Below are 11,232 nucleotides of genomic sequence, written 5' to 3'. Positions count from 1 at the left end.
GGTTTCGCCCTTGGGGTATGGTGTAATTGGCAACACGGCGGTTTCTGGTTCCGTTGTTCTTGGTTCGAGTCCAGGTACCCCAGCAAGACGAAAACCCCCGCTCAGGCGGGGGTTTCGTCGTTTCCGGACCCGGGTGATCAGCGGGCGCCTGCCAGCCTCGGATCCATTCGGGTCGGGTCGCGTCTGGCAGGCTACGAGGGTGCAGGTCATGATCACGCGAGCCCGCCCGTCGCTCTGGAATCGCTACCGCGAGCTTCGCCTCGCATCCCTTGCGGAGTCGCCCGAGATGTTCGGCTCGAGCTGGGAGCGGGAGAGCGCGTTCGGAGAGGATGTCTGGCGTGGCCGGGCGTCGCACCCCGGGGCCTTCATAGCGAGCATCGATGACGCGGATGTCGGCATCGGGGGCGTCTACGAGATCGACGGCCGGTGGTCGATCAACGGCGTCTGGGTGTCACCCGCGCACCGCGGTCAGGGTGTGGTGGACGCGCTCGTCGAGGCGTGCGCCGAGTTCGTCGTCGCGCGCGGAGCAGACGCTGTCCACCTCGGTGTGATCGACAGCAATGCGCGGGGCGTCGCGGCGTACACGAGGCTCGGTTTCGTCCCCGACGGAGCGAGCGTGACGCTGCGGGACGGGCGCGTGGAGATCATGATGACCCGCTCGCTGAGCGGCGAGGGCGGGCAGCCCCGGGCAGGCCGCTGACATCTCGCGCTCGTGCGAGGGCCTACGCGCTCCCTACTCGCACTCTCCGATGAACTCGAGGTAGCAGACGGCCTCGTGCGTGACGGCGGGCTTGTAGTCGTCGTTCGAGACCTGCCTGGTGTCGATCTCCGGTGTCTGGTGCAGAGTGCCGTAGGTACCGAGGGTGGCCACGTAGTAGCCGTCGCCGTCCTGCGCCTTCATCTCGGCGATCGCATCGCTGTAGTCGGCGCAGAGCAGGCTCGCCGTCTCGGTGAGCTCCACGTCGGCGCATGCCGCTGTGTAGGTCGCGACCATGAGGTTCGTGCAGTCGGTCCAGTCCTGGTTGACCGTGCACGGGTTCACCTCGTCCATGGTGACGTCGTAGCGACCGGTCTCGTACTCCTCGCTGTGGAAGGTCTCCGGCTGCTCCGGGACATCGGTCTTCGTCCAGTGTCGCGCCGTGGCGAAGGCGAACACGACGACGATCGCGGCGATGAGCAGCAGAGCGCCCACGATCGAGAGTGTCACCCACAGACCGACACGCTTCTTGCGGGGAGCCTCGCCACCCGCTGCTGCGCCGGCGTCGGGATACACGGCGAACGCGCCCGGCTGCCCCTCGTATCCGGGGTAGGCCGCCGTCGCAGCGAATGCCGGATCGATCGGCGCGGATGCCGGGGCGCCGACGCCCTCCGGGAGCACTGCCGTGGCCTGCGCGTCCGGGATCGGGTGCGTGGGAGCGGGTTGCGGGGACGCCACGGACGCGGGCGGCGGAGCGTCGTAGGCCGGACCTGCGGGGGCGGGGGAGCGTCGTATGCGGGGCCCGCGGGGGGCGGCGGCGCGTCGTAGGCGGGACCTGCGGGGGGCGGCGGAGTCGGCTGGGCCGGCTGGGTCGAGAGCCAATAGGAGTACCAGCTCTGGGTGGAGGAGGCGTCGTCCGCGACCTGCTGGGCCTCGACATCGGTCAGGGGCAGTCCCAGCGCGCCGCGCCGCTCCGCACTCGACAGGGACGCGCGGAACTCCTCGAGTGACATCGTCATGATCAAGAGAATGGCAGACCTTCGCCCCACCGGACAATCCGGCACAGGCCGCGCGAGGCGCGGATGCACGCCGATGTCGGCGGCCTGCGCGAGAATCGACGGATGACCGGCATCCGCACCTTCTGGCGAGCGCTCCCTCGGGAGGGGCGCTGGCTGCTGTCGACGGTCGTCGTGCAGACCTTCGGTCGCGGAATGACGCTGCCGTTCACGATCATCTACCTGCACGAGGTGCGGGGCTTCGATCTCGGCCTCTCCGGCGCGCTGATGAGCCTCATCGCGATCACCGGGCTGCTCGTCACGGGCCCCGGTGGAACGCTGATCGATCGATACGGCGCGCGGCGGGTGCTGCTGGTCGGTCTGGTGTCGATGATCGCGGGATGCGCACTGCTCGCGTTCGCCACGCATCCCGCGGTGGCCGCGGTGGCCGTGATGCTCATCGGCGTCAACTTCGGGGTGTCGTGGCCCGGCTTCAACGCGCTCATCGCGAGCGTCGTCGAGGGCGAGGTGCGTCAGCAGTACTTCGGCGTGAACTTCGCCCTGGTCAACCTCGGCATCGGGGTCGGAGGCATCATCGGCGGTTTCTTCGTCGACGTGCACGACCCTGGCACCTTCACCGCGATCTTCCTGATCGACGCGGCCACGAGCCTGATCCCGATGGCTCTGCTGCTCGGCCCCCTGCGCCACGTCCGCACGCAGGCCGACGCGGACGCGACCGCCGACGACGGGGGCGGGTCGTATCTCGCGATCCTCCGTCAGCCGGCGGTGCGCTGGCTCACCCTCCTCACGTTCCTCTCGGTGTTCATCGGGTACGGGCAGCTGGAGGCGGGATTCCCCGCGTTCGCGCGCCAGGTGTCCGGCGTCTCCACTCAGGTCGTCGGCATCGCGTTCGCCGTCAACACCGCCGTCATCGTGCTGCTGCAGTTCACGGTCCTGAGACTCATCGCCGGTCGCAGACGCACACGGGTGATGCAGGTGATGGCCCTCATCTGGGCGGTGTCCTGGGTGATCCTCGGTCTCACGGGGCTCCTGCCTGCGTCGCTCGCGGCGGCGATCGGGGTCATCGCATACATGGGCGTCTTCGCATTCGGCGAGACCATGCTGCAGCCCACGGTTCCGGCCATCTACAACGATCTCGCGAGCGATCGGACCAGAGGGCGCTACAACGCGGTCAACTCGGCGGCGTTCCAGGGTGGAGCGATCACCGGTCCGCTCGTGGCCGGGGTGATGCTCGGCGAGGGGCTGACGATCTGGTTCGTCGCCGCGATGGTGGCGGGCAGCGTGGCTGTCGGGGTGATCGCGATCGTGCTCGAGCGGGTGCTCAGCCCCGCGGCGAACGGTGTGGTGGACGCGCCGGCGCCGCTCGCCGACCCGCGCTGAGACCGCGTCGCCACCTAGCAGGAGGACGGCTGCAAAGCCATGCCCTTCACGCGATCGACCGCCGACGGCATCGTTGTCGACGATTCACCACGCGAGGCAGGGAGAGGACGAGGATGGCGCTCACACGAGTCGTCCCGGGGGAGACGCCGGGGATCCGGCGGCTGCGATCAGGATCGGGGTTCCGTTACGTCGACGCAGGGAACAGTCCCGTCTCGGAGGCGGATCGTGAGCGCATCCGGGATCTGGCGATCCCTCCGGCGTGGAAGGACGTGTGGATCGCCGCCGACCCGCTCGCGCACATCCAGGCGGTGGGCACCGACGATGCGGGACGCCGGCAGTACCTGTACCACCCGCTGTGGCGCACGGGCCGGGACCAGCGTAAGTTCGCGCGCGCCCTCGATCTGGCAGCTGCCCTGCCTGCCGCGCGCGCCAAGGTGACCCGCGCGATCGGCGAGCCCGGCCTCACGAGGGAGCGGGCCCTGGCGGTCTCGTTCCGCCTGCTCGACGACGCGGCGCTGCGCATCGGGTCGGAGCGCTACCTCGTGAAGCACGGCAGCAGGGGGCTCAGCACCCTCCGTCGCCGGGATGTGCGGGTCGACGGCAGCACGGTCGCCCTGAGCTTTCCCGCGAAGAGCAAGCAGCTGGCATCCATCGAGATCACCGACGCTCCGCTCGCCGAGGCTCTGTCCGAGTTCGCCGTCGGGTCGCCGCGCGCCCCTCTGCTCGCGTACCGCAAGGGCAGGCGGCGCGTGCGTCTGACCTCGAGCGAGGTCAACGACTACCTGCGCAAGGTCGCCGGCGCATCCTTCACGGCGAAGGACTTCCGGACGCTGCACGGCACGATCCTCGCAGCGGACGCGCTCGCGCGGATCGGTCGGCTCGAGACGCAGACCGAGCGACGCCGTGCCGAGCGCCTCGCCGTGCAGGCCACGGCGTCGGCGCTCGGCAACACCCTCGCGGTCGCGCGGGGGAGCTACATCGACCCCCGAGTGTTCCGTCTGTATGCCCGCGGGCGTCTCCTGGATCTCTCGGTCTCGCCGGAGACGGCGATCCGCAAGCTCATCAAGGGATGACGGATCAGCTCTCGCGTGGGTACGTGTAGAAGCCCTCGCCCGTGGCGACGCCGAGCTTGCCCTTGTCGATGTACTGCTCCTTGAGGAGCGCCGCGAAGCGCTGCTGCTGCTCGCCGCCCATGCGCGAGATGTTGTACGCGGTCTCCAGCCCGACGATGTCGTAGATCTCGAAGGGGCCGGCAGGAGCGCCGGTGCCGATCCGCCAGGTGGCGTCGATCGCCTCGGGCTCAGCGATCCCGTCGACGAGGAGCCCTGCACCCGCTTCGAGGAACGGCACGAGCAGCGAGTTGAGGAGGTAGCCGGCCTTCTCCTTCTTGATCTGGATCGGCACCATGCCGATCTGCGAGGCGAACTCGACCACCGTCTCGTACACGGCGGGGTCGGTGGCGGTAGTCCCCATGACCTCGGCGGTGTTGTGCGACCAGATCTCGTTCGCGAAGTGCAGAGCGAGGAACCGATCGGGGCGCCCGGTCGATTCGGCGAGGGCACTCGGCAACAGGGTGGACGAGTTCGTCGCGAAGATCGTGGTCGCGGGCGCAACCCCTGCGAGCGTGCGATAGATGCCCTGCTTGAGCTCGAGGCTCTCGGGCACCGCCTCGATGATCAGCTGCGCGTCGCGGGCGGCGTCGGCGAGGTCGGACGACACGCGGATGCGCCCGATGGCCGCCTCCGCGCCGCCGTCGGCCGCGTTCGCGACGCCGTCGGCGACATACCGCGCGGCGAGACGCTCGAACCGCTCGGCCGCGCGCTCGAGCGCCGGCTGGTCGATGTCGTAGGCGACGACGTCGAATCCGTGGAAGGCGGTCTGGAACGCGATCTGCGAACCGAGCACGCCGGTGCCGAGAACAGTGATGTTCTTCATTTCTCTTCTTCCTCTGGAGGCCTTGTGGGCCGTGGTCAGGATTCTGCGGAGCCGCGATCGAACCGGTGCAGGTCGCGCGCGAATCGCGCGACCTCGGCATCCGTCCACTCCGACAGGTGCGTGTCGATCGCGTGCTGCAGGGTGTGCAGCGTGGTGCGGAACGCGGCCTCGCCCTCCGTGGTCAGTGTGAGCGGCCGGCCACGGCCCGACGCCCCAGGCAGCTCCTGAACGAGCCCCAGACCGATGAGCGAGGACAGCTGCCGCGACACCGTGGAGCGGTTCAGGCGGAACATCTTCGCGATGTCGGTGGAGCGGATGCCGGGCTCCTCGGCGATCGCCATGACGATCGACTGGTCGGTGAAGGAGAGCTGCGTGTCACCGGATCGCGCGTCGACCAGGCCACGACGGGTGATGGCGAGGAGAGACCTCAGCACGAGGGCACCGTCGTCGCCTCGGGAGCCGGACCGTTCGCTGTGTTGCATAGTGCAACTCTACGCCCGAATGTTGCGCCACGCAACAAAGCGGAGGGCGGACAGGTCGCCTCGGCGACGGAGGAGACAGATGAAAGGATGGAGACATGGACACAGCCAACCTCTCCCGGGAGGAGACCGCCGCGCGATCCGCCGCCGTCTCCGTCCGCAGCATCCGCGTCGAACTCGACCTCACGGGTGCACCCGAGCGGGCACGCAGCGGCTTCCCGACCGTCACGACCCTGGAGTTCGGGGCCACTCAGGACACGACCTGGCTCGACTTCATCGGAGAGAGCGTCGACCGGGTGATCGTCAACGGCGCCGAGCAGGAGGTCGCCTACGACGGTGCCCGCATCGCACTTCAGGGACTCGCCGAGGAGAACGTGGTGCGCATCGAGGCCGTCGGCTCGTACAGCCGGTCCGGCGAGGGTCTGCACCGCTTCCACGACCCCGTCGACGAGCACACCTACCTCTACACGCAGTACGAGCCGGCCGACTCGCGCCGGGTGATGGCGTGCTTCGAGCAGCCCGACATGAAGGCCGCCTACACCTTCGTGATCGACGCCCCTGCGGGCTGGGAGGTGCTCTCGAACCAGCAGGCATCGAAGGTCGACGCCGGAGTGGGCGTCCAGCGCGTCGAGTTCGCGCCCACGCTCCCGATCTCGAGCTACATCACCGCGGTCGCCGCGGGCCCGTACCAGCGGGTCGCGGGGGAGTGGAGTCGCGACGACCAGCACATCGCCCTCGGCGTGCTCGTCCGGCGGTCTCTCGCACAGCACCTCGAGTCGGACGAGATCCTCGAGGTCACCCGCCAGGGACTGGACTTCTTCACCGACGCGTTCGCCTACCCCTACCCCTGGGGCAAGTACGACCAGATCTTCGTCCCGGAGTACAACCTCGGCGCGATGGAGAACCCCGGTCTCGTGACCTTCACCGAGGCGTACCTGTCGCGCGGCGCCGCCACCGACGCGCAGCGCGCCGCGCGCGCGAACACGATCCTGCACGAGATGGCGCACATGTGGTTCGGCGACCTCGTGACCATGAAGTGGTGGGACGACCTCTGGCTCAAGGAGTCGTTCGCCGACTACATGGGTTCGCACGCGTCCGCAGTGGCGACGCGCTTCCACGACGCATGGGTGAAGTTCGCCGCCAACCGCAAGGCCTGGGCGTACCAGCAGGACCAGCTCCCCACGACGCATCCGATCGTCGCGGACATCACCGACCTCGAGGCCGCCAAGCTCAACTTCGACGGCATCACGTACGCGAAGGGCGCGGCGGTGCTGAAGCAGCTCGTCGCCTTCGTCGGCGACGAGGCGTTCTTCGAGGGCGCGAGGCGCTACTTCGCGCAGAACGCGTTCGGCAACACGACCCTCGACGACTTCCTGGTGGAGCTGAGCGCCGTGTCGGGCCGCGACATGACCGAGTGGTCGCAGGCTTGGCTCCAGACGACGGGACTGTCGACGATCCGGCTCGAGAAGGACGAGGAGGGTCGCAGCGCCCTCGTGCAGAGCGACCCGCGGCCGCACCGGCTGCGCATCGGACTCTACGACCGCGTCGACGGTCGCGTCGTCCGGCGTGATCAGATCTCGCTCGACATCGTCGACGAGCGCACGTCGCTCGAGCTCCCGGATGCCGATCTCGTGCTCCTCAACGACGACGACCTCACGTATGCGAAGGTGCGCCTCGATGAGGCGTCGCTGACGACGGTGGAGCAGTCGCTGTCCTCGATCGAGGACCCGCTGGCGCGAGCGGTCGTGTGGTCGTCGCTGTGGAACGCGACCCGCGACGGCGAGCTCTCGGCGACGCGCTACACCTCCATCGTCCGCGCCCATGCGCCGGGTGAGACGAACATCGGACTCCTGGTCGGCATCCTCGCGAACACACTGTTCTCGATCCGCCACTACGTGAGCACGACCCGACGACAGGAGGAGCAGCGCGCCTGGGTGGAGACCGCCTGGACCGCGCTGCAGGCCTCGGATGCCGGCAGCGACGCCCAGCTGTCGTGGGCGCGGGCTCTCGCCACCGCCTCCGCGTTCGACGACGTGCGTGCGGACGACGTCCGGGCTCTGCTCGACGGCCAGGTGCCGGAGGGCCTGGTGATCGATCCCGATCTGCGGTGGCAGCTGCTCACGGCGCTCGTCACCACCGGGCATGCCGGAGCCGACGAGGTCGCCGCCGAGCAGGAGCGCGATGACACCGGGAGCGGACGGACTGCAGCACGCCGCGCCCTCGCCTCGCGCCCTGAGGCTTCTGTCCGGGCGGGGGCGTGGGACCGTGCCTGGAACGACACCTCTCTCAGCAACGATCATCTGGACGCCGAGATCGGCGGGTTCAGGGCCGGAGGTCGGCGTGACCTCATCGCCGGCTTCGACGAGGAGTACTTCGCGCGCATCCGGGATGCCTGGGCGACCCGTAGCATCGAGTTGGCTCAGCGTCTGGTCGTGGGGCTCTTCCCCGCGTCGTCGGACCTCACCCTCGTCGATGCCTGGATCGCCGAGAACGAGTCGGTGCCGGCCGCACTGCGCCGCATCGTCGTCGAGCAGCGCGACCACCTCGCTCGGGACCTCCGCGTGCAGGCGTCGCAGGACTAACCCGCGTCGATCGCCTCTGCGGTGCTCACCCCGACCGCGCGATAGTCGGGTCGGTCGTCGCTCTGCGTGAGCAGTACCGAGGCGATGTACGCGGCCCAGGCGCGAGCGCGCACCCAGGTCGCGTCGTCGTAGCGCTCGTCGGTCGCCGCGCGGAACGCCTCGCGGCCCGCGGCATCGAACAGCATCCAGGATGAGGCCAGGTCGTAGGCCGGGTCACCGGCCGTGACATCGCCGAAGTCGATGAGCGCCACCAGGCGTCCGTCCTCGACCAGCAGGTTGCCGGGGTGGAGGTCGCCGTGGATCCAGACACGTTCGTCGGTCGGCGGAGCGGTGAGTCCCGCCGACCAGGCCCGGCGGAGGGACGAGTGCCGTGCGAGCGTCTGCAGACGGTCTCGCATCGCCTCGTCCCGCGTGCCGAGCGCGCGTCCTCGCACGGGATTGTCGGCGACGTCCCTCGGCGCGTAGACGTGCACGCGGCGCAGCGCTTCGGCGAGCTGAGGGGCCCAGAGCGAGTTCTCGGAGCGGGGGAGCCCGAGCGCGGTCGAGCCCTCGATCCAGGGCACCACAGACCACGGCCAGGGGAAGTCGACGGTCGGGTGCCCCGCGAGCACCGGGACCGGAGTCCGGATGCCGATCGCCGTCAGGGCCGGCCCCACCTCGGGGAGGGCGTGCTGCTCGTTCACGATGAGCGGTGCAGCCACCGCCCGGCGCGGCAGGCGGACGAGCAGGTCCGGTCCGAGGCGCCACAGCGCGTTGTCCCAGCCCTCCGCGAAGCGCGCGAGGGGGAGTCCGGCCCACTCCGGCGCGGCCTCCTGCAGCATCCGCCGGATTTGGATGTCGGTGACCCGATGCTCGGCGGCGGGGGAGTCGACCACGCTCAGACGTCGAGCGACTCGCCGGGCTCCAGCACGACGAACTCGCCACCGCCCTGCTCGGTCGCCCACTGGAGTCGCTGTCGGTGCATGGTCTTGCCCGCGACCGAGAGCGTCATGTCGTGAGTGCCGAAGGCGCGGCGGGGCTTCACGGCGAGGACGTAGTCCATGGCCTCGCCGATCTTGAGCCAGGGGGCTCCGAGCGGAGCGGCGAGCGTGCCGACCTCGACGCCCTCGGGCACCGCGTAGGAGTCGCCCGGGTAGTAGAACTCGTCGTTCACCAGGAGGCCCACATTGTCGATCACCGGGAGCGAGGAGTGGATGACCTCATGGGTGCCGCCGAAGAAACGGAGGGTGAATCGGCCGGCGGTGACGGTGTCACCGGGAGCGACGACGGAGATCTCGTAGCCGTCCGCCGCGCGTGCGACCCCCGCCGGTCCGTACACGGGAGTGCCGGGCGCGGCACGCAGGATCCGATCCAGGTGCTCCGGCGTCCAATGATCGGGGTGCTCGTGAGTGATCACGACGGCGACGAGGCCGGACAGATCGTCGAGCGGTGCGGTGAAGGATCCCGGGTCGACCAGCAGCACGTCATCGCCCTGTTGAATTCGCAGTGCGGCATGTTCGAATTTCGTGACTCGCATGGCACGAGTCAACTCCCTCGAAGCCTCGCTGGCAAACCTCGATGCGGCGCGCCACGCCCGGGAAGCGCGCACGCCTCGGCTCGATTTGCCGACGTGAGAATCGTCATGGCATACTTGAACAGTTGTCGCGGGACGGAAACGTTCCCCCAGACGGCCCCATCGTATAGCGGCCTAGTACGCTGCCCTCTCACGGCGGTAACGCGGGTTCGAATCCCGCTGGGGTCACACAACAGGCGAAGGCCCCCGGTTTCCCGGGGGCCTTCGTCGTCTCCGAGGCAGGTGGGACCCCGCCCGTCACACTCGCGCGGGACGTGCCGACCCGGTCAGCCAGAGTGCGGCAGCGGTGCACGCGAGCGCGAGCGCCGCGAGCGGGAAGTCCAGTCCGTACGCCGTGATGGCGATCACCGGCGCGACGAAGAGCAGGACTGCGGATGTCGTCGCCGCGCCCGCAGGGAAGCGTGGCTCGCCGGGTGCCGGGCTCTTCTCGAACCGGACCAGCCAGAGCGAGAGCAACCAGACGACGCCGAGCACGACGATGAGGAACACCGGCCGCGTCCACCACCACACAGCACTCCCTGGCGCGGGCAGCGGCAGCGGCAGGACGAGCTGGATGCCGGTGAGGATCATGATCACCGGGAGATGCCACAGGTAGACCGTCATCAGACGGGATCCGATCAGGAAGACGGCGCCCTGCGCGATCCTGCCGCGCATCAGACGGGTGAGCGGCCCGTGCAGCAGCGTGAGGCCCGCGGCCTGCACCACCGCGAGAAGCACCATCGCGGTCGTCGGCGGCCATTGGTTCCCGAGCATGTTCCACGAGTACCCGCCGAGCGACACCAGGCCCCACAGCGCGGCGTACCCGGCGGCGATCAGGAGGCCGAGCTGCCACCAGCGCCGTGCGGCGAACCAGCCGTCATAGAGGAAGAACCCGAGCTGCTGAGCGAACAGCCAGACGAAGGCGATGTTGGGGATGCCGAAGAGCTCCTGCCCGAGGCCGTATCCGGTGCCGGCGACGGGCTGGATGTCGAGCATCCCGCCGATGACCGTGAACCGCAGGAAGTCGACCGCCACCGCACCGCCGAGCAGTACCGGCAGCACCCAGCCGCCGAACCGCTCGTGCCACCGCATCATCGCCGGCGCCAGTGCCTGCACGATCATGTACGCGGCGAGGAACCAGAGCGGCGAACCCACTCCGATGGCCACGGTGTCGACGAGCGCGGGGTCGATGCCGATCAGGCGTGTGACGCCGAGCGCGACGGCTAGGAAGGCGAAGAGGGGCAGAGCCGGACGCGCGAGCCGCACCAGCCGGACCCGCACGAAGTCGTCTGCGGAGTCGCCCCTCGCGACGGCCGACCGCCACCCGGCACGGGCGGCGTACCCGCCGACGACGAAGAAGAGCGGCATGATGTTGGCGATCCAGGATGCCGCGGTGAACCACGACTGCGCCTCCACGGTGCGCTCGATCAGGAGCGAGCCGTCCGGGGCGCGTCCGACCCCCGTGAAGAGGATGTGCACGAAGACGACGAGGATCACGCACGAGACCCTGGCCAGATCGAGCGTCAGGTCGCGGCTGGCCGGGACTACGCGCGACGGGGAACCGGTGGCGGCGCTGCTCATGCCGACGACT

At 69.4% G+C, this 11,232-nt stretch carries 10 protein-coding genes and 2 tRNA genes; 6 read left to right on the top strand and 6 right to left on the bottom strand.

The window, feature by feature from the left end:
• The first annotated feature begins 11 nt into the window (after positions 1-11).
• Both ACESK8_RS12330 and ACESK8_RS12325 read left to right on the top strand, forming a co-directional pair.
• Positions 12-83 (top strand) — tRNA-Gln (locus ACESK8_RS12330).
• 125 nt (positions 84-208) lie between these two features.
• Positions 209-700 carry a GNAT family N-acetyltransferase gene (locus tag ACESK8_RS12325; protein ID WP_372968866.1) on the top strand — a complete coding sequence of 164 codons (492 nt, stop codon included), beginning with the start codon at positions 209-211 and terminating at the stop codon, positions 698-700.
• Positions 701-733: 33 nt separating this feature from the next.
• Here ACESK8_RS12325 and ACESK8_RS12320 read toward each other — a convergent pair whose 3' ends face one another.
• Positions 734-1,435 (bottom strand): hypothetical protein, encoded by a 702-nt coding sequence (locus ACESK8_RS12320; protein ID WP_372968865.1) that lies wholly within the window; start codon positions 1,433-1,435, stop codon positions 734-736.
• A 383-nt stretch (positions 1,436-1,818) separates the two neighbouring features.
• On the opposite strand from ACESK8_RS12320, the gene ACESK8_RS12315 reads away from it, so the two are divergent.
• Together ACESK8_RS12315 and ACESK8_RS12310 are read left to right on the top strand one after the other, a co-directional pair.
• Entirely contained in the window at positions 1,819-3,093 is a 1,275-nt protein-coding gene (locus ACESK8_RS12315; protein ID WP_372968864.1) for an MFS transporter, read from the top strand.
• Between the two features lie 113 nt (positions 3,094-3,206).
• A complete protein-coding gene (locus ACESK8_RS12310) occupies positions 3,207-4,166 on the top strand; it encodes a DNA topoisomerase IB (protein ID WP_372968863.1) in 960 nt (319 codons plus the stop codon).
• A gap of 4 nt (positions 4,167-4,170) precedes the next feature.
• On the opposite strand, the gene ACESK8_RS12305 is transcribed toward ACESK8_RS12310, so the two are convergent.
• Together ACESK8_RS12305 and ACESK8_RS12300 are read right to left on the bottom strand one after the other, a co-directional pair.
• Positions 4,171-5,028 carry a 3-hydroxyacyl-CoA dehydrogenase gene (locus ACESK8_RS12305; RefSeq protein ID WP_372968862.1) on the bottom strand — a complete coding sequence of 286 codons (858 nt, stop codon included), beginning with the start codon at positions 5,026-5,028 and terminating at the stop codon, positions 4,171-4,173.
• A 35-nt stretch (positions 5,029-5,063) separates the two neighbouring features.
• The gene (locus ACESK8_RS12300) at positions 5,064-5,510 is read right to left on the bottom strand and encodes a MarR family winged helix-turn-helix transcriptional regulator (RefSeq protein ID WP_372968861.1); all 447 of its coding nucleotides are present in this window, start codon (positions 5,508-5,510) and stop codon (positions 5,064-5,066) included.
• A gap of 95 nt (positions 5,511-5,605) precedes the next feature.
• On the opposite strand from ACESK8_RS12300, the gene pepN reads away from it, so the two are divergent.
• Entirely contained in the window at positions 5,606-8,089 is a 2,484-nt protein-coding gene (gene pepN, locus ACESK8_RS12295; protein ID WP_372968860.1) for an aminopeptidase N, read from the top strand.
• Here pepN and ACESK8_RS12290 read toward each other — a convergent pair.
• Complete coding sequence (locus ACESK8_RS12290; protein ID WP_372968859.1) at positions 8,086-8,964, bottom strand: aminoglycoside phosphotransferase family protein; 879 nt, start codon at positions 8,962-8,964, stop codon at positions 8,086-8,088. The two genes, pepN and ACESK8_RS12290, sit on opposite strands and share 4 nt — an antisense overlap.
• Before the next feature lie 2 nt (positions 8,965-8,966).
• Positions 8,967-9,605 (bottom strand): MBL fold metallo-hydrolase, encoded by a 639-nt coding sequence (locus tag ACESK8_RS12285; protein ID WP_372968858.1) that lies wholly within the window; start codon positions 9,603-9,605, stop codon positions 8,967-8,969.
• Between the two features lie 152 nt (positions 9,606-9,757).
• Between ACESK8_RS12285 and ACESK8_RS12280 the strand changes: the two genes are divergently transcribed.
• Positions 9,758-9,830, top strand: a tRNA-Glu gene (locus ACESK8_RS12280).
• A 69-nt stretch (positions 9,831-9,899) separates the two neighbouring features.
• Here ACESK8_RS12280 and ACESK8_RS12275 read toward each other — a convergent pair.
• Positions 9,900-11,222, bottom strand: a complete 1,323-nt coding sequence (locus tag ACESK8_RS12275) for an acyltransferase (RefSeq protein WP_372968857.1) — start codon at positions 11,220-11,222, stop codon at positions 9,900-9,902.
• Between the last annotated feature and the right edge of the window lie 10 nt (positions 11,223-11,232).

Source organism: Microbacterium sp. (assembly GCF_041641055.1).
Classification (GTDB): domain Bacteria; phylum Actinomycetota; class Actinomycetes; order Actinomycetales; family Microbacteriaceae; genus Microbacterium.
The sequence above is the reverse complement of the archived record's forward strand: the minus strand, read 5'-3'. Positions and strand labels throughout refer to the sequence as shown.